The 16,224-nt window shown below is 60.4% G+C and carries 22 protein-coding genes; 6 read left to right on the top strand and 16 right to left on the bottom strand.

The genetic code is table 11. The annotated features are described in order from the left end of the window. Positions 1-72: 72 nt before the first annotated feature. From PE058_RS20470 to PE058_RS20445, 6 genes are all read left to right on the top strand, one after another. Positions 73-591: a Tll0287-like domain-containing protein gene (locus PE058_RS20470; protein ID WP_271029353.1), complete on the top strand. Its 519-nt coding sequence runs from the start codon at positions 73-75 to the stop codon at positions 589-591. A gap of 62 nt (positions 592-653) precedes the next feature. Beyond that, positions 654-2,321 (top strand): bifunctional protein tyrosine phosphatase family protein/NAD(P)/FAD-dependent oxidoreductase, encoded by a 1,668-nt coding sequence (locus PE058_RS20465; protein WP_271029352.1) that lies wholly within the window; start codon positions 654-656, stop codon positions 2,319-2,321. Beyond that, a complete protein-coding gene (locus tag PE058_RS20460; RefSeq protein WP_271029351.1) occupies positions 2,321-3,115 on the top strand; it encodes a sulfite exporter TauE/SafE family protein in 795 nt (264 codons plus the stop codon). Before PE058_RS20465 ends, PE058_RS20460 begins: the two co-directional genes overlap by 1 nt. A 163-nt stretch (positions 3,116-3,278) precedes the next feature. Then, positions 3,279-3,755, top strand: coding sequence for a DsrE family protein (locus PE058_RS20455; protein ID WP_271029350.1), 477 nt, complete (start codon positions 3,279-3,281; stop codon positions 3,753-3,755). A 300-nt stretch (positions 3,756-4,055) separates the two neighbouring features. Next, entirely contained in the window at positions 4,056-5,051 is a 996-nt protein-coding gene (mbfA, locus tag PE058_RS20450; RefSeq protein ID WP_271029349.1) for an iron exporter MbfA, read from the top strand. 614 nt (positions 5,052-5,665) lie between these two features. Beyond that, positions 5,666-5,830, top strand: coding sequence for a hypothetical protein (locus PE058_RS20445; RefSeq protein ID WP_271029348.1), 165 nt, complete (start codon positions 5,666-5,668; stop codon positions 5,828-5,830). 23 nt (positions 5,831-5,853) lie between these two features. Here PE058_RS20445 and PE058_RS20440 read toward each other — a convergent pair whose 3' ends face one another. The 16 genes from PE058_RS20440 to PE058_RS20365 form a co-directional block, all read right to left on the bottom strand. Then, a complete protein-coding gene (locus PE058_RS20440; RefSeq protein ID WP_271029347.1) occupies positions 5,854-6,669 on the bottom strand; it encodes a hypothetical protein in 816 nt (271 codons plus the stop codon). Positions 6,670-6,937: 268 nt separating this feature from the next. Continuing rightward, positions 6,938-7,678 carry a hypothetical protein gene (locus tag PE058_RS20435; RefSeq protein ID WP_271029346.1) on the bottom strand — a complete coding sequence of 247 codons (741 nt, stop codon included), beginning with the start codon at positions 7,676-7,678 and terminating at the stop codon, positions 6,938-6,940. A gap of 284 nt (positions 7,679-7,962) precedes the next feature. Continuing rightward, entirely contained in the window at positions 7,963-8,169 is a 207-nt protein-coding gene (locus tag PE058_RS20430) for a hypothetical protein (protein WP_271029345.1), read from the bottom strand. A 131-nt stretch (positions 8,170-8,300) separates the two neighbouring features. Continuing rightward, complete coding sequence (locus PE058_RS20425) at positions 8,301-8,582, bottom strand: DUF6874 family protein (RefSeq protein ID WP_271029344.1); 282 nt, start codon at positions 8,580-8,582, stop codon at positions 8,301-8,303. A gap of 293 nt (positions 8,583-8,875) precedes the next feature. Beyond that, positions 8,876-9,082, bottom strand: coding sequence for a hypothetical protein (locus PE058_RS20420; protein WP_271029343.1), 207 nt, complete (start codon positions 9,080-9,082; stop codon positions 8,876-8,878). Positions 9,083-9,164: 82 nt separating this feature from the next. Then, on the bottom strand, positions 9,165-9,368 hold the full coding sequence (locus tag PE058_RS20415) for a hypothetical protein (protein ID WP_271029342.1): 204 nt from the start codon (positions 9,366-9,368) through the stop codon (positions 9,165-9,167). Continuing rightward, on the bottom strand, positions 9,365-9,796 hold the full coding sequence (locus PE058_RS20410; RefSeq protein ID WP_271029341.1) for a hypothetical protein: 432 nt from the start codon (positions 9,794-9,796) through the stop codon (positions 9,365-9,367). Before PE058_RS20410 ends, PE058_RS20415 begins: the two co-directional genes overlap by 4 nt. A 91-nt stretch (positions 9,797-9,887) precedes the next feature. After that, a complete protein-coding gene (locus tag PE058_RS20405; RefSeq protein ID WP_271029340.1) occupies positions 9,888-10,181 on the bottom strand; it encodes a hypothetical protein in 294 nt (97 codons plus the stop codon). A gap of 175 nt (positions 10,182-10,356) precedes the next feature. Beyond that, entirely contained in the window at positions 10,357-10,764 is a 408-nt protein-coding gene (locus PE058_RS20400; RefSeq protein WP_271029339.1) for a hypothetical protein, read from the bottom strand. Further along, entirely contained in the window at positions 10,757-11,422 is a 666-nt protein-coding gene (locus tag PE058_RS20395) for a hypothetical protein (protein ID WP_271029338.1), read from the bottom strand. Before PE058_RS20395 ends, PE058_RS20400 begins: the two co-directional genes overlap by 8 nt. Before the next feature lie 9 nt (positions 11,423-11,431). Beyond that, the gene (locus tag PE058_RS20390; RefSeq protein ID WP_271029337.1) at positions 11,432-11,677 is read right to left on the bottom strand and encodes a hypothetical protein; all 246 of its coding nucleotides are present in this window, start codon (positions 11,675-11,677) and stop codon (positions 11,432-11,434) included. Positions 11,678-11,807: 130 nt separating this feature from the next. Continuing rightward, positions 11,808-13,955, bottom strand: coding sequence for a ParB/RepB/Spo0J family partition protein (locus PE058_RS20385; protein ID WP_271029336.1), 2,148 nt, complete (start codon positions 13,953-13,955; stop codon positions 11,808-11,810). A gap of 158 nt (positions 13,956-14,113) precedes the next feature. Further along, complete coding sequence (locus PE058_RS20380) at positions 14,114-14,497, bottom strand: DUF2958 domain-containing protein (protein WP_271029335.1); 384 nt, start codon at positions 14,495-14,497, stop codon at positions 14,114-14,116. Between the two features lie 27 nt (positions 14,498-14,524). After that, positions 14,525-14,998, bottom strand: coding sequence for a hypothetical protein (locus tag PE058_RS20375; RefSeq protein WP_271029334.1), 474 nt, complete (start codon positions 14,996-14,998; stop codon positions 14,525-14,527). A gap of 189 nt (positions 14,999-15,187) precedes the next feature. Next, complete coding sequence (locus PE058_RS20370; protein WP_271029333.1) at positions 15,188-15,883, bottom strand: hypothetical protein; 696 nt, start codon at positions 15,881-15,883, stop codon at positions 15,188-15,190. Between the two features lie 128 nt (positions 15,884-16,011). Continuing rightward, positions 16,012-16,191, bottom strand: a complete 180-nt coding sequence (locus tag PE058_RS20365; protein WP_271029332.1) for a hypothetical protein — start codon at positions 16,189-16,191, stop codon at positions 16,012-16,014. Positions 16,192-16,224: the final 33 nt, after the last annotated feature.

Below are 16,224 nucleotides of genomic sequence, written 5' to 3'. Positions count from 1 at the left end.
CGGAGGCGAGCCTTAACAACCGTCGTTCTGGGCGGACTGCTAATGCTGCCCGTAGGAGTCGGTTCAGAGACTTTGGCAACGGAGGTTGACGATGAGCGTGTGGTTGCGGCGCGCGCCGCAACCACTAAATTGGCAATGGCTCTCAAGGCGCAGTTGCAGGACGCCATTGCCTCCGGTGGACCCGCTTCAGCTGTTGACGCCTGCAAAGCGATTGCGCCAGCCGTCACTGCGGACGTTTCGGAAAAGCGCCATACGTCGATCCGGCGGACTGCCTTGAAAGTCCGCAATCCCGATAACGCACCGGACGCATTCGAGCGCAAGGTCCTGGGTCGCTTTCTTGAGCAGATCGACGCCGGTTCAGACCCGGCCACGCTCGAATATGCGGAAACCATCACTGAGGGCAATCAAAAGCGCTTCCGCTACATGAAGGCTATTCCGATGGCTGTGACGCCATGTCAGGCCTGCCACGGCGCCACGATTGCGCCGGACGTCGTCGAGCGCATCCGCACTCTCTACCCGGACGATCAAGCCACGGGCTTCGCGCCAGGAACGCTGCGCGGCGCATTTTCCGTCAGTGCGCCCTCCGAGTGAACCCAGCATGTCCGATCGCCCAATCAACTGCAATCAAGCGACCACACCGAGGATAGCGTTAGATGGAATTTAGGAAACTGACCGACGGGATTTCCGTCTCACCGCAAGTCACCGTTGCCGACATCCCCGCGATAGCGGCGGCGGGCTTCCGTTCCATCATCTGCAACCGCCCCGACGGCGAAGGCGCAGATCAGCCGTTGTTCCGCGAACTCGAAAAGTCAGCAGCGGACCACGGTCTGGCAAGCTGCTATATCCCCGTTCAGGGCGGCATGGTCAGCGATCAAAGCGCGGACGATTTTGCGGCCGCCTTGGCCTCGTTGCCGGGGCCCGTGCTCGCCTTCTGCCGCACCGGCACCCGCTCAACCACGCTGTGGTCACTCGCCGAGGCAAACACGCGCCCGGTCGGCGAGATCCTGCTGAAAGCCAAGGACGCCGGCTACGATATGTCCGGCGTCGTCCGCCGTATTGCGAACGGTGGCAAGGTTCCGACAGCCAGTCCTGACATGGCGCATGACGTTGTGATCGTCGGCGGCGGTGCAGCCGGGATTGCTGCCGCCTCGAGCCTGCTGGCGCGAAAGCGGGATCTCGACATCGCCATCATCGATCCTGCGGACACCCATTATTATCAGCCGGGTTGGACCCTGGTCGGCGCCGGCGTGTTTGATCCTGAAGACACCGCCCGCAAGATGGGCTCCCTTATGCCCAGGGGCGTAACCTGGATCAAGGCAGCCGTTGCAGCGTTTGAACCGGAAAATGACAGCGTCATTCTGGAAGGCTGCCGCGTCGTCCGCTACAAGCGCCTGATTGTCTGTCCGGGCCTCAAACTTAACTGGGCCGGGATCGATGGTCTTGTTGAAACGCTCGGCCAACACGGCGTGACCTCGAACTACCGCTACGACTTGGCACCCTATACCTGGGACCTTGTGCGCAATCTCAAGTCAGGCCGCGCGGTCTTCACTCAGCCGCCGATGCCGATCAAGTGTGCCGGAGCGCCCCAGAAAGCCATGTATCTCTCGGCTGATCACTGGTACCGAACGAAACGTCTCAACGATATCAGTGTCGACTTCTATAACGCTGGCGCGGTCCTGTTCGGCGTCGCCGACTACGTGCCTGCTCTGATGCAGTACATCGAGCGCTATGGCACGAGCCTTCATTTCGGCCATACCTTGACGGCCGTGGATGGGCCGGCCCGCAAAGCCTGGTTTTCCAAGGCCAATGCGGATGGCACGAAATCGACGGTCGAAACGACCTTCGATTTGCTTCATGTCGCACCTCCGCAAACCGCGCCCGACTTCATCAAGGCGAGCCCCCTTGCCGACCAGACTGGATGGGTCGATGTCGATCAAGGAACCCTGCGCCACCGTCAATTTGCGAATGTCTATGCGCTCGGGGACGTGAGCTCCAGCCCCAACGCAAAAACCGCCGCAGCGGCACGGAAGCAGGCACCCGTCGTCGCTCAAAACCTTTTGGCCGACATGGGCATGCGAGCAGGGACCGCCATATACGATGGGTACGGCTCGTGCCCGCTCACTGTTGAGCGCGGTAAAATCATCCTCGCCGAGTTCAGCTATGGCGGAAAAGTTGCTCCGAGCTTCCCGACGTTCATGCTCGACGGCACCAAGCCATCGCGCGCGGCGTGGATGCTGAAAGAACGCATCCTACCGCCGCTGTACTGGCAAGCGATGCTCAAGGGTCGCGAGTGGATGGCCAAGCCTAAGGTCGTCTCGTGATGCCGCTTCAAGATATTCTCGCAACCTTCTCTGGGTCGCTGGTCGGGTTTGTCTTGGGCCTCATTGGCGGCGGCGGATCGATCCTCGCTGTGCCGCTTTTGGTTTACCTCGTCGGGGTGAGTTCCCCGCATATCGCCATTGGTACCAGCGCGGTCGCCGTGGCGCTGAGCGCCCTTGCCAATCTCATTGGCCACGCGCGCCAAGGCAACGTCAAGTGGCGCTGCGCACTGGTGTTTGCCGCGGCTGGCGTCGTGGGCGCAGCACTGGGGTCGACGCTCGGCAAGCAATTCGACGGCCAAAAGCTCCTCGTCCTTTTCGGCGCGCTTATGATCGTTATCGCGGGACTGATGTTCTGGAAAAAGTCGAGCGACGGAAACATCGAGGTGCGATTGAACAGGGCAACGGCACCGGCATTGCTTCCCCACCTGCTCGGGTATGGCGTCGGCGTCGGCGCTTTGTCAGGATTTTTTGGGATCGGCGGTGGCTTTCTGGTGGTGCCTGGGTTGATCGCGGCAACCGACATGCCGCTCATTTTCGCGATCGGGTCATCGTTGGTTTCAGTTTCCGCGTTCGGTTTTACAACAGCCGGAAACTATGCATTGTCCGGCATGATCGATTGGCGGCTTGTCGCGTTCTTTATTTTGGGCGGCGTTGCAGGTGGTCTTCTGGGCCGTCAGCTGGCTGGTGTTCTCGCCCCCAGGAAACAACTCCTTTCGCAAGTCTTCGCCGCTGTGGTTGCAGCAGTTGGGCTCTACATCGTTTGGCGGGGCACGGCAGCCTTCACAATGTCATAGCGAATCTTGGGCGGAGCACGTGATGCACACCGGTACGACTACGCCATCAAACTTGTTCATGCTGGTGAGCTCACAGCAAACCGTATCGGGTTTCGCCCCGACGGCTGAGACACCGGCGTGCCATTCGGCGCCGACTAATTTCATCTAGCAAGGAAATTCTGGAATGCTTAGATCAGCTATCGCGGCAACGATGATCGTCGCAGTCGTGCTGCTGTCCACCCCGGGGATCGCGGTTGCAGCAGAAGGCGACACGGCCAAGCCAGGATCGTATGCCGCGCAAAAGGTCGTCTATCATAACAACGGGCGCGGTCCCGATAGCACGAAGTATTTCAAGGCCCTGCTGAGAAATCTACGCAACCATGTAGAAGCTGTGGGAGCAAACGGAATTGACATCAAGGTTGTCAATCATGGCGACGGCGTCGGGTTGCTTCAATCTGCGATGTTTGATGCCGACCTGGCCAAGGCTGTCGATGATCTGAAAGCCAAAGGAGTCCAGTTTCTCGTGTGCCAAAACACCTTGGATGAACGTAAAATCGATCCCGCAACGCTCTATGGATTAACCGCTGGCGACATTGTGCCAAGCGGGATCGCCGAGCTCATTAAGTGGCAGCAGGCAGGATATTACTACGTGCATCCGTAGCACCGGTGAATCTCAGCGCAGCGCCAACAGAAACGGCGGCGCCGACCAACGCTGCCGTCGCTCAGCCGAACATCTAGTCTGACGCTACTGAGCTATCGCCGGAAGCTGGTGGGGATCGAATCGGGAAGGCGGGGACTTGCGCAGCGGTCCATCGTTAGCCCAGGCGGCATCGCCCCGTCGCCATCCGCCAGCTGCGTGTGCGCGACCGCGCGGCCTGTCGACGATCCCGCCCGCATCCACTTCAAGCCGGCGATCCTGCCGCCCAACATGAGCCGCTCGCTGTAAACTACAAGGACGCGTATGAGCATTCTATCATTGAGGTCGCCTTTTTTGCGAGGCAAGCGCCGCTTTGCGGATCTCTCGGACAAGGAAATCCTCGCTTTGGCGATCGCTTCGGAGGAAGAGGATAGCCGTATCTATGCTGCTTTCGCTTCCAATCTGAGAAACGGCTACCCGGACAGCGCGGCTATTTTTGAGGGCATGGCCGCCGAGGAGGACCAGCATCGCCGATCGCTAACCGATAGGTACCAGCGCCTCTACGGCGACGCGATTGTCCCACTGACCAGGGAGCAGGTTGCCGATTTCTACCCACGCAATCCTGTCTGGTTGATCGAGAACCTCGGCCTCAAACGGATCCGTCAAGAGGTCTTCGAGATGGAGCGGGAGTCGCAGAAGTTCTACGAGCTTGCGGCACAAAAGGCGAAGAACCCGGAAACGCGCGAGCTCCTGGACTATCTCGGGCGATCCGAGACCGCACACGAGGCGATGGCAGAAAAGTTGACCGCGCGCCATCTGCGCGACGAGAAGGGCGCACGTGAGGATCTTGCTTTCCGCCGCCAGTTCATCCTCACTTGGATTCAACCTGGCTTGGCTGGCCTGATGGACGGCTCTGTCTCGACGCTGGCGCCCATCTTCGCGGCTGCCTTCGCGACCCAGAACCCCTGGACCACGTTCCTAGTGGGTCTGTCGGCATCTGTGGGCGCAGGAATCTCGATGGGTTTCACCGAGGCGTCTCACGATGACGGCAAGATCTCCGGACGCGGCGCACCATGGAAACGCGGGCTGGCATCGGGAGTGATGACCACGGTCGGCGGGCTAGGACACGCCTTGCCTTACCTCATCCCGGATTTTTGGACCGCGACAGTCCTTGCCCTTGTTGTGGTCTTCATTGAGCTTTGGGCCATCGTGTGGATTCAGAACCGATACATGGAAACGCCCTTCCTTCGGGCGACGTTTCAAGTTGTGCTGGGCGGCGCGTTGGTGCTTGCAGCCGGAATATTGATTGGAGGCGCGTAGCGTAGCACCCCAGGAGAGTGCAATGACGAGCAATCACGCCCTGGCTCGTATCGTTGGATAGAGTGGGGCCACTTCGGCTCTTTCACGCCTTAAGGACGCCGATGCCTGACGCGCAAGCATGAGCGGCTATGATTGCTATGGCCTGGTCGGTTATCGGTTCGGTCATGCGGATGTTTCATGGCGGCTGAAGATGGGGTAATCGCCCGCGGAGAGTCGCGGCAGAGGTCGTCGCTGGTGACGACGGAGGATCTCAAGGGCTGGTGTTCGGCAAAGTCTACTAAACTGGCCGTCGGACACAAAATTTCAGTATGTGCTGCGCTTTCTTCGCTCGCTTGAAGCGACGGGCCAGGTAGGGAAAATCTGATACAAGGGCTTTGGGAAGGGGGGTGGCGCAGTGCTCTTCAGCCCGCTCGATGCGGCGACGGTCAAGCTCAAATGCAACGAGATCGTGAAGGACGCCAAAGACAAGCGGGAGCTGGATCAGAGCTCGCTAGGGAATTTTCGCTACGCACCGCGATGACCGGGAAACGCGCGACCGGCGCGATCACCAAACGCTGACGCTGACAGCGCTGCTCGCCACCAACGCGGCCTACCGCGCGGCGCATGAAAACGCGATGGCTGCTTTTGCCGTCGCTGGTAATGCCATCGATGATGCGATCGAGGCCGGGGAAAAGGCTTTGGCGGATGTGAGCGAGAAGATTGAGGACTATCTGGCCTCAACGCCGCAGCTTAAGGACGGCCGCTATGTAATGTTCAATTCCAAGGGGCGGGCGCTATAAGTTTCAGAATTTTGAGCCGATCACTAGTCGGGTCCGTTTGCGTGGCTCAGTGAATCTTCTGGGACATAACCGCGTCGGATGAATTGAATGAGCAGGCCATGGAGATGCCACGCCTTGGTTCCGTCCGGGTATATGACGGCGGGGCCGTCGGAACGGTGGCGCAGGTCATCGCGATACCATTCGTGTGTCCCATCGGCGCGTTCGATGGCCGGGCCGTCCTCGCGATGGCGTTTTCCTTGAATGAACCATTCCTTGCTACCATCGGCGTGCACCAGGGCGGGGCCGTCGGAGCGGTGGAGCAGGTCATCGCGATACCATTCGTGTGTCCCATCGGCGCGTTCGATGGCCGGGCCGTCCTCGCGATGGCGTTTTCCTTGAATGAACCATTCCTTGCTACCATTGGCGTGTACCAGGGCGGGGCCGGCGGAGCGGTGGCGCAGGTCATCGCGATACCATTCGTGTGTCCCATCGGCGCGTTCGATGGCCGGGCCGTCCTCGCGATGCAGTTTTCCTTGGATGAGCCATTCTTTATCTCCACTGGCCCATTCCCTTGCAGGTCCATCTTCGCGGTGATCCTTACCGTGTTGGGACCAAAATTTCGAGCCGTCACTGTTGATCCAGGCCGGTCCGCCTTCGCGGTGACATTGACCGTGAACATACCAGCATTGGTAGTGAGGATCGATATAGGCCGGGCCGTCAAGGCGGTGCAGTCGGCCGTTGCGGTCTACCCATTCGTGGCCGCCGCCGAGAGCGCTCTGCGCGAAGGACATATGCTCAGGCCAATTCGCGGTAGTTATGCGATGAAATAAATTTCGAATGGAAATGCCTTTATAATTCATTATGAAATTACCCTATTAGAAACGGTTGATGGAGAAAACTAACAGTATTTGTGCAATATATTCAATAGGAAGATATTCCATAAAAAGGGCGGCGTGGAAAATCGCTACGCGGCGGGAATTGCTTTTTTGGCCCGGGTTCAGGGTGTTTGGAGCGAAAATGCGCCCATCCCTGCCAGGTTTCAAACGCGACTATGAATGTAGAAGATTTGGGAGACGGCGCCTTGCCGGCAAATGACGCAGCAAGACAGAATTTGAGGGGGCTGGCGTGTCAGGTGAGCTGCAGCCGCGTAGCGGCCTCGACTTTGAATGAATCTGAATAGGCTTTCGTGATCTCGGCGATTTCCTGGCGCGCGGCCTCGAGGAAGGGGGCTGGGAGGCCGTCGGAAAAGTCTGTTTTGTTCCAGCGAAAGAAGAAGGCGAGCGCGCGTTGATGAAGCGCTCTGGCGATATGGTTGGTTCGTGTCCGGTCCGGCTGCGTGGGCTGGAGCTTCAAACGGGAAATCAGCAAGGGCGCGAAAGCGACCGGCAGCTCAATGAGGAGGTCCGACCAGCGGCCGAGTGCGATGCTGAAGCCGACCAGCGTCGCTGCGATGAGGGGGACGCCCCTATCGAAGGCGGAGGCGAGGCGGGCGGATGGGGCGGACTTGGCTTGTTCAGTCTCCTCGACGAGGTGGAGGCCAAAGAAGGCGGGGACGAACACGAGGAGGTAGATGAGGCGAAACAGGAGCAGCCGCTGCTCCGTTGGAATACGGGCGAGATCCGCTGGGCTGAGGCCGGCATAGAGGCGGAAGATTTCGAGCGCGTCGGCTTGTTGTGGCGTGCCGCGCAAAATTTCATCACGAATGTGGATGGCGATCAGGGGCGATGCGACGTAGGGCCCGTCGAGATCGAGGGTGTAGTCGCTGATGGAACTCACCGCTTGGTTGGGATCGCCTGGACGGTAAATCGTGGCGGCGGAATTGCGGTGGGGAGCGATGCGGATGGCGGCAGGCGTTGTCTCGAATGTCATGACCGTTTTCGCAAAAGAGTGGCGACAATGGAGAGCGATAAAAACAGGTTTGGTGAGGAACGACACTGCGAGCAATGCCTAAGTAATGTAGCAAATTTCCGGCACCCGCACAACGCGGGCGCTCGGCCTCTCTCCACAGCGCTGCAGGCATGACGATGCGCAGCAAAGGCGAAAACGCCCGCCGCGTTGATCAAAGCCTGCCGATGTGAAGGAAGTTTGTCATAGTACAGAATATGACCAGAAAAGTCAAAAAAAATCGATCGAGGGCAGCAATGGCGCGAACGCTAATCTGCCCAGGCTGCTTCCCCCTGCTCGACGCTGTGTGAGATCTCCTTGTCATCGCCGATCAGCCCCGCTTCCAGCAGCGCCGCGGCGACACGCCAAAAGCGTTCGACCAGGGCCGCCACTTCGGCCGCATCGGTCTGTACGGCGAGCTGTCGGGCGCAGATTGCGCGGGCCACAGACTCGATGTTGCCAAGGTGATCAGTCATTTGTCGAGCATAGCATAAACGGGCAATGCTGCTTAAGTGCGATCCGGTCAATGTATTAGGGAATGACTATAATAACCGAATTTCGAATTTGCTTTCGAATATTTCTTTTCGACTGCTTCTCGAAGTGAGCATCAGTGCAGCGCGTGGCGCGGCGTGAAACCATTGCCGAGCTTTCCGGTTGCGCGGTCGAGATTGCGGGCGATGCCGGTGATATCGTGCCAGAAGCTGGCCGGATCGGCGGCCAGGAGGGCATCAAGGGCGAGCGGCGTGCCGTTGCAGTGGGTGAGGATGATCTCGATCATGGCGGTCATTTTGTTGGCATAGGGCGACAGTTCGGGGTCTGCCATGATGCGCTGGGCGATTTTGTCGATGAGGGCGATTTCTTCGGGCGCGGTGCGGGCGAAGAAGGTCATGGGGCTTTCCTTTCTGCTCTGATACTGCGGGTGGTGCGCTGTCTGCATGCAGGCTGGCCCTCTGCGGAAAATTGGAGCGGAAGGGCGGTTCGGCCATGCGATCGTGACCCGATGGGCGGAGACGCCGCGGGCGGCTCCGTCGCGACGCCTTGGGCGAGCGATAGAGCGCGGTCGCCCCCGGTAGGGGGGCGAGGCCGGAAGATTGATCTTTGCCTTAGATATGGAAGAAATCGCTAGGAAGGCAGGGACGGACCGAACGGGGGAGCAGCGGTGCCGCCTCTAAAAGGTCTCGGTCAGAAACACTTGTTGAAGTCGGACGTACGGGAGGTGATGGCATAGTAGGGCGGAATATGTCCGCGCGCCCGGCCCAAGATCCACCGGCGGCAGGCCGCGCGGGTGCCGGTGAACCAGACCGTGAACGTGGCGCCGTGATTGCGTGATACGACGCGGTGCTCGCCCTGCGCGACGAGGATGGAGCGCACCAGCGGGCGTGTTTGCATGCCTTTGGGCCTGTGAATGCAGGGCCAGTCTTTCGGGGACGGGCGCGGAGGGGTTTGGTGGTGGCCATGACGATCCTTTCTGTCAGCGGTTGATGGACGATCCGTAGAGGTAGTGTTCGCGGCCGGGCGCGGTGCAAAGGGTGCGCCCCCAAAAGGAACAGTGCTGCCAGCCCGCGATACGGGCTTCGATGACGGTGAGCTCATAGCGGCCGGGCGAAACGCGCTTGCCGTCGATGTAATAGCGGGCGGGCTTGCGGCCGCCGTAGCTGTGTTTGATGAGGTTCATGGGGCCTCCTTCATCGCGGCCTCGGCGCGGCCTTTGCGGAGGAAGGGAATGCCGAGCGATTGCCGGAAGGCGATGGCATCGCCTTCGGCGTAAGGGATGTAGCGGAAGATGGCGCGGACCATGGCCAAGGAGGGCGTATCGTCGACCAGCGGGCCCATCTGCTCGGTCATGTCCTTGTAGCCAAATAGCCCGTCGCTTGTGTCGATGCGGTCGGTACGCAGAAAGACGGTATGGGGCGGTTGCATGCGCTGATCGGAATGGACCGCATAAAGACCGATGATCGCGTACCAGGTGCGGGGGTGCCATTCGTGCATGATGATGCGTGCGGCCGTGCCGGGGCCGTATTGGGCGGCGTCGCGCACGTGGTTGATCTTGGCTTGTTCAAGCGAGAGACCGGCGCGGGCGAGGTCCAGATAGATCCATCCCATGGAACGCTCCTTGGTTAGGGTTGAGGGTTGCCGAGGGCGAGCTTTCTCTGGCGGCGCAGCCGGCTTGCCCGGCTGGCGCACATCTCTTCCTCTAAAAGTCGTGGGTGTTTTCGCGGTCATTGTCGGGACGGAGGGGAAGCGCCGCGCCGATCAGGGCGATGACAACGCCAAGGGCGCAGAGGGTTGCCGCGAAATCGAAATCGTGGATGGCCTGGGCCGTGTTGGCGATTGCCACGTGATAGAGCGCGATCAGGATGGCCGGCAGCGCAAAGAGCGATGTGTAGCGCAGCTCACCGGAGGCAATGCCGAAAAGATCGGGCGCATCGAACTTGCGGTAGCTGGGGGAGCCAGCAGCAGTGCGGCTCCGAATGCTGCGGCAGCCCAAGGAGGGGCACGATCAAAAACCGGACCGAGCACGGCAAAGCCTGCGGCCGGGGCGTAGGAGATGATGAAGGCAAGGTATGCGAGAGCATTGAGAATGCGGTGCATGCGGTCCTCGGCGGCAATGCTGCGGCGTCAGACCTTTTGTTGATCAAGCGGGGGCCGATTTTAAAGGGGCGCTAGTAAATTGCTTCGGTGATGGAAAGGTCTTGTCCGAATTCTTCGCGCGCGCGGTCGTAGATGTCGCGAAGCGAAATTGTGACGGTGCGGCCGTCGGCATGGACGGCGGTGGCAAAGCCGGTGATGTAGCGCAGCTTTTCGTGGCCGGATTGCATGAGAATGGCGACATCGCGCGGATCGAGATGGGGCGCGAGCTCGTGATGGATGTCGATTTCCTCATCGGTATCGGGATGGAAGCCGGGCCATGAGCCGGTATCGCTGGAAGGGGTGATGGCGAAGAAGGGCTCCGGGCCGGCGTCGTCGGGCATGAGGATGTCGAGATCGAAAACCTTGCACCAACGCCGGAACGTCTTGGGATTTTTAACGCGGAAATAGTTGCTGCGGGCAGCGGCGGTGTAATTAGCCATTGGTGTCGGGGTCCTTTTCTGGTTGGGGGTCTGTGTCGGTAAGGTCGTGATCGAAAGCGTAGGTCGAGGCCACGGGCTCACCGGAGGCGTGAAGCGGGTAGATATCAGCGACGATGCCTTCGCTTTCGCGCTTGATGGTGACGGTGGCGATCCCGGCGACTTGCACGGAAAAACAGGTACCGTCCGATGCCTCGTGATCGACCTGGAAGGTGCTTTGCCGGGTGATCTCGGCGGGAAGCGCAGGGCTTGTAACCGGGATGGATTGATCGACTTCATATGTATCGAACGGCGCGCCGGTGGCTTCGATAAGCTCATCGTCATCTAATCTGGTAAGGCGCTGATAGAGGGCGTTGCGGATTTGCTGCGGGGTGAGGTCTTCGCCGGACGGATGTTCTGAGCGCAGCGAAAACGCGATCGTCATGGCATGATCGTAGAGCGGCGTTGGTTCTTGCGTGTCGTAGATTTGGGCTTCGTCCTCGACATCGATCACCTCGCCCGGTTGCGAGATTGCGAAGGGTAACGCGCCATAGCGCCGCTCGAGATGGGCTTGCAGGTCGGCAAGGGTGTGCTCGGCGACGTGCTGGGCCGGGGCTGCGGCATCGGCATAGCCTTTGAAGCGCAAGGTGATCCAGAGTTCTTGGGTTTGCGGGTTTGTCATGGTCGCCTCCTAGCTGCGCTGCTTGGTTGAAGGTGGGGAGAGCACGCCCTTTTTGATCAGGCGGGTGATTTCGCGCCGGTCTTGCATGGCGATCCGCATGTGCTGGATGAGCTTGGTCATCTGGCCTAGGGCATCGGTGTCGTTGCCGGACAGGAACAGGCCGTGGATATGGTGGGCGGCGATTCCGGCGTGCAGGAGCTCGGTGGTCAGGGAATGGGTTCTTCGGTAGAGGGAGGTTCGGGGGGTAGCGGTCATTGCGGGTGCTGAAAGCAATCTCCTTTTCGGGTTGGCGGGTTTTGTCGTGGGCTCTCCAGTGTCGGGGTTGAAAGAAAGGGCCCCGCGCCTCTGTGTGTGGGGATAGGGTTTGAGGCGCGGGGCGTTCCGGCTAGGCGGCAGGCGGGGGGGAAGCGCCGTTGAGGCCACCTTTTAGGAATGCGGGTATTTCGGGTTTTTTGGTCTCGGCCGGAGTTTCCCCGGCAGCGGCATCGGTCTCAGGCTCCGGCATGGCCGTGAACGGGGCGCGCAGCAAAGGGGGGAGCCAGTTGGTGTCCTTGATGATGCGCTCGGCTTCGGCGGCCATCACGCCTTTCTTGAGGTGATCGATCAGGGCAGCCTTGGCGGGGACGGCCTCCTTCACAGCCTGGATGATCTGTTCCTTGTTGATGCGGCCGAAGTAATTGGCGGCGGTGGAGATCCATCCGGCCTGCGCCATGTCGAGCTGGACGGCTTCGGCCAGCTGGTCGGAATGCAGCGCCGAGGAGGAGCGGGCCTGATTGCCATGCACCGCATCGAGGGTCAGGCTGACGCAGTGCGAGAAAAGTTCGCCGCGTTCCTCGTTGGAAAGCTCGTTCAGGGCATTCCACAGCGCGTCCGAGTTTTCCGGCAGACGGTCGCGCCAGTGCTGGTGGCGCTGGGTGATCTGCTTTTGCGGTTCGAACTCATCCAGACCCTGAACGCCGCGGAACTCGGTCATCGTGGGCGCGATCTTGGCGCACGCCTTGTGTGAGTCCGTGCTTTGGTGGAACTCGCCGCGCCGGTAGAAGAGCGAGAGGCAGAAGGCGTGCAGGGCGGCCAGGAAGGAGGTATTGAAGTCCTGGGCCATGGCGTTTTGCAGCGCGACCGTGCGGTAGGAGGTAATATCGCGGGTCAGGCTGTCGGAGAGCAGCTTTCCGGCGATGTTGGCGCCGGGATTGTTGTCGGCGCGGACGTAATCGTCGCTGTCGTCGTCATCCTCGTCTCCGCCAGAATCGTCAGCATCGTGGTCGAGATCGTCCTCGTTGCCCTCAGCGCGTGAGGATTTGGGGGCGGCTTTCTTCGCCTGCTTGACGTCTTCGGGCTTGAGGAACCCGTATTCGATGCTGAGATCGCCGTCGCTATCGATGCGGATGAGAACGCCGGAACGGGAGATCTGCTTGGCCGACATGCGCGGCGGGCGGTTGCGCAGCTCGACCAGGGTGGTGCGGATATTTTCAAGCCGGGCCCCGTTGCGCGCTGAGGGTTCCTCGCCGGTATTTTCGATTTCTTCGATCAGCGTGTCGTGCTCGGCGTGAAGCTGCTCTTCCTGCGCTGCCTCCTCCTTGGTGAGGGAGGAGGGAAGGTTGGGGATGGTGGCCAGATTGCGCTTCACGTCCCAGATATTGGTGCCGACGAAGCAGATCTCGGCCCATTTGAAACCCTTGGCCAGGATGTTGTCGCGGACAGCTTCGAGCTTGGCGATGGCCAGTTGATCGAGCAGGACCGGATCCTGCAGCCAGGGGCCGCTTTCCTCCCTGAAGAGATCTTGCATCAGGGTGCCGCCGGCGGCCGTGTAGGCCTCTAGGCCTACGAAACGGGCACGCGGATCGTCGGCTTCGATCGAATCTTCCGTCAGGGTTCTCCTGATGTCATAGGCACCATAGCGCTGGCCGCCCTTGATCAGCTTGAGGATGGAGTCCTGGCGTTTGTGGTCGTCGGTGACGCAAAAGGCCTGCAGCTGTTCGAGGCTGATCTCCTCGTCCTGGAAGGCTTTGAGCAGCTTCGGGCTGGCCTTGGCGAGCTTCAGGCGCTGTTGCACGAAGCGCTCGGTAACGTGATAGCGCTTGGCGATGGCGGCATCGGGGATGCCCTGTTCGGCGAGATCTTTGAAGGCCCTGAATTGATCGAGCGGGTGCAGCTGCTCGCGGAAGATGTTTTCCGCGAGGCTGTCATCGGTGGCATTGCCGTCGTCCTTGACGATGCAGGGGATCGGCTCGTCGGGGGCGATGTGCTTGCGCTTGACCAGGATCTGCAGCGCCTTGAGGCGGCGACCGCCGGCTTTGACGCCAAAACGCCCGGTTGGTTTGCCGTCGGCATCGGTGGCGGTGCGCACGTTGAGGGATTGGATTAGGGAGCGTTCGGCGATGTCATCGGCCAGGATTTCGATGGTTACGCCGTTCTTGATCTGGCGGACATTGGCCTCGTCGACATCGAGCAGATTGAGCGGGATCATGCGGCTGGGATAAATCTGCACGGCTTCGGGGGCGGGGCTGGCGGTTTTGGTCTTGGGTTTGGTCATGGAAAAGCTCCTGGTTATGGTGATTGTTGGAGGGTGATGGGTGCCGGGAGGGCGGCGATCGAATCTCTTCTCTGGCGCAGCCTCCGGCTCGCCCCACCGGGGGCGTTCTCGATCTCTGCTGTTGTGGGGAATTGACCGACCGGTCAGGCTGGAAAGCGTCAGTTCGAAACAGGTTCGAGGTCTGGCTCGACGATGCGGCCGGCGGCGACAGATGCCTTGATGTAGGCGGAGATGGGAGCGCGCGGGCTCCAGTGCTGATCGCGTTCGATCAGAAAAAACCCAACTGGGTGGCGGAGCGCGGAAAGCTCCGACAGGCTGATGGCGCCAATTTCGGCGCACCCGCAGTTGAGATCGGCCAAGCCCCAGGCGATATCGGGATCATCGGCATCGATCTCGGTGAGCAGCCATGTTCCCGCTCCATAGGGATTGAAGAGGCGCACGACGGGAAGAAAGTCGATTTCGCGGCCGGTGCCTTTGACGGGGGCTTGGGCTTTGCCATTGGCGATCAGCTGGGCGTGCTGGTGCGGGGTCAGGAATTTCATGGAGAAAAGGCTCCTTCTTCATGGTGGTCATTGAGCGCGCTGCGTGCAGGCGAGGACGGGCTCCAGGTAGGCGCCGTGGTGCTGATTCGTGCGCATCCAGTCAGCGGCATCCTGCAGATTGGCGGCGAGATGCTGGAGCTCGGGGATATCGTTCCAGGCGGTGAGCACGGCGACCGAGCCCGGCGCGGGCATTTGGGCGATGGCAAAGCCCAGGCTGCTGTCGAGGGCGAAGGTTTTGCGGATTGTTAGGACGACGATATTGCCGTTGCCGAAATCGCCCTCGTGCAGGGTGAAGTGGCCGGGATGCCCGTTCTCGCCTGGCGTGACAGATATGAGGCGACCTTGGGCGTTGGAGCGCCGCCAGACGGCATGCTTGTTTTTGAAGCGCAGCGGCGGTTCCGGCGCTAGATCGGTGTAGCGAATGATGGCGCCCAGGGGAGCGGCGGCGCAGACTTCGGCTGCGGTCATGAACTGGAGCTGGGCGATGGCGGTTGCGGTCATGGGATGGTCCTTTCAGATCGGGTTGAGGGCACGCCTCTCAATCCTGCGGGCGCGCTTCGCCCGCCCGCGCCGGTCTCTTTCTCTGGCTGGATGCTGAAAATAATGAAGCCCCGAGCCGGTCAGCGCTCAGGGCTTGGTGCCAGCGCGAATGGCGCAGCTGGTCGTGGGTGATGTGTGGGATCAGAGGGCCTACTGTATCCGGTGAAAAACGGCCGTGACGGTGTTGTTCGGATCTTCATCTAGCGCTTGTTCTTGCGCGTGTTGGGGATCGTCGGCCGAGAAGTGCAGGAAGCGCCAGGTTTCTGGGTCGGCCTCGGTTTGCACCAGAACGATGTATTGATCATGGGCCGGGACGCTCGGGGCGGAGATCAGGTGATCGGTGTTGATGATGAGATGGTTTGCGGCCGAATCGTAGAACTCGACCAGAACAGCCGTTAGATCCGGGGCAAAGGTCTGCATGGTCTGGCCGCATGCATCAGCGCGGAAGAGTTGCAATCCGCCGATGAAGGCCGAGGCTTGCTCGGGTGTTTTGAAGCAATAGAGATGCAGGCTGGCGCCGGGGTTCAGGGGATCGATCGGCTGATGGCGATGATGGGGCTCGGCGTTGCCGGGTACGGCACTGAAGCTGTATCCGCAGAGGCTGACCGCGTGGTCTGGATCGGTTGCGTCATGGACGGCGTAGATTTTGATCTCAGCCGGATTGATCGTCTGGGCGGGCTTCAGCGGGTTGATCAGCGCCTGGTGGATATTGGAGATGATTTGCTCGAGGGTGGCGCCGGTCTGGCTGCAAAAGCGCAGCTCATCGTCATCCAGCATGCGTTCGAGTTGACGCTGGGCGGCCTTGAGCGCGGTCGCGCTTTGCGGATCGGTGAGGGTGACGGTCATGGGAAGGGTCCTTTCGGTTGGTTTTTTTTGGGATGCGGCCGCGGCAACTCTCCGGTGTCGCTCCCAGTTTTCGCCGGGGTAGAACACGGCCTTTTTTTCTCAAGAAATGTGCGAGTGAAAAGCGGGGTCTACCGGTAAGAGAGCGAGACGTTGCCGACGTTGTTGCCGTTGCTGTCGAGGAGCTTGCGGGCTTCCAGCCCGGCGCCTTCGTGTTGGATGCGATTGGCAAGGTCGGTAAGGATGGCTGCGACTTCGGCTTCGAGATTTTGGGCGAAGCAGTCGTTGTCGAGTGTGATGGTCACGGTCATTTGTTTTGGTGGTTTTGGGGGCATGGGAAATTC

It is taken from the genome of Hyphomicrobium sp. DMF-1, from assembly GCF_027886585.1.
Lineage (GTDB): Bacteria > Pseudomonadota > Alphaproteobacteria > Rhizobiales > Hyphomicrobiaceae > Hyphomicrobium_C > Hyphomicrobium_C zavarzinii.
This window is presented reverse-complemented; position numbering and strand designations above follow the sequence as displayed.

What these genes read in the sequence shown, in the direction of transcription:
- PE058_RS20465 (WP_271029352.1), top strand. Translation starts at nt 654, where the DNA reads ATGGAATTTAGGAAACTGACCGACGGGATTTCCGTCTCACCGCAAGTC.
- PE058_RS20460 (WP_271029351.1), top strand. Translation starts at nt 2,321, where the DNA reads ATGCCGCTTCAAGATATTCTCGCAACCTTCTCTGGGTCGCTGGTCGGG.
- PE058_RS20455 (WP_271029350.1), top strand. Translation starts at nt 3,279, where the DNA reads ATGCTTAGATCAGCTATCGCGGCAACGATGATCGTCGCAGTCGTGCTG.
- mbfA (WP_271029349.1), top strand. Translation starts at nt 4,056, where the DNA reads ATGAGCATTCTATCATTGAGGTCGCCTTTTTTGCGAGGCAAGCGCCGC.
- PE058_RS20445 (WP_271029348.1), top strand. Translation starts at nt 5,666, where the DNA reads ATGGCTGCTTTTGCCGTCGCTGGTAATGCCATCGATGATGCGATCGAG.
- PE058_RS20440 (WP_271029347.1), bottom strand. Translation starts at nt 6,669, where the DNA reads ATGAATTATAAAGGCATTTCCATTCGAAATTTATTTCATCGCATAACT.
- PE058_RS20435 (WP_271029346.1), bottom strand. Translation starts at nt 7,678, where the DNA reads ATGACATTCGAGACAACGCCTGCCGCCATCCGCATCGCTCCCCACCGC.
- PE058_RS20430 (WP_271029345.1), bottom strand. Translation starts at nt 8,169, where the DNA reads ATGACTGATCACCTTGGCAACATCGAGTCTGTGGCCCGCGCAATCTGC.
- PE058_RS20425 (WP_271029344.1), bottom strand. Translation starts at nt 8,582, where the DNA reads ATGACCTTCTTCGCCCGCACCGCGCCCGAAGAAATCGCCCTCATCGAC.
- PE058_RS20420 (WP_271029343.1), bottom strand. Translation starts at nt 9,082, where the DNA reads ATGCAAACACGCCCGCTGGTGCGCTCCATCCTCGTCGCGCAGGGCGAG.
- PE058_RS20415 (WP_271029342.1), bottom strand. Translation starts at nt 9,368, where the DNA reads ATGAACCTCATCAAACACAGCTACGGCGGCCGCAAGCCCGCCCGCTAT.
- PE058_RS20410 (WP_271029341.1), bottom strand. Translation starts at nt 9,796, where the DNA reads ATGGGATGGATCTATCTGGACCTCGCCCGCGCCGGTCTCTCGCTTGAA.
- PE058_RS20400 (WP_271029339.1), bottom strand. Translation starts at nt 10,764, where the DNA reads ATGGCTAATTACACCGCCGCTGCCCGCAGCAACTATTTCCGCGTTAAA.
- PE058_RS20395 (WP_271029338.1), bottom strand. Translation starts at nt 11,422, where the DNA reads ATGACAAACCCGCAAACCCAAGAACTCTGGATCACCTTGCGCTTCAAA.
- PE058_RS20390 (WP_271029337.1), bottom strand. Translation starts at nt 11,677, where the DNA reads ATGACCGCTACCCCCCGAACCTCCCTCTACCGAAGAACCCATTCCCTG.
- PE058_RS20385 (WP_271029336.1), bottom strand. Translation starts at nt 13,955, where the DNA reads ATGACCAAACCCAAGACCAAAACCGCCAGCCCCGCCCCCGAAGCCGTG.
- PE058_RS20380 (WP_271029335.1), bottom strand. Translation starts at nt 14,497, where the DNA reads ATGAAATTCCTGACCCCGCACCAGCACGCCCAGCTGATCGCCAATGGC.
- PE058_RS20375 (WP_271029334.1), bottom strand. Translation starts at nt 14,998, where the DNA reads ATGACCGCAACCGCCATCGCCCAGCTCCAGTTCATGACCGCAGCCGAA.
- PE058_RS20370 (WP_271029333.1), bottom strand. Translation starts at nt 15,883, where the DNA reads ATGACCGTCACCCTCACCGATCCGCAAAGCGCGACCGCGCTCAAGGCC.
- PE058_RS20365 (WP_271029332.1), bottom strand. Translation starts at nt 16,191, where the DNA reads ATGACCGTGACCATCACACTCGACAACGACTGCTTCGCCCAAAATCTC.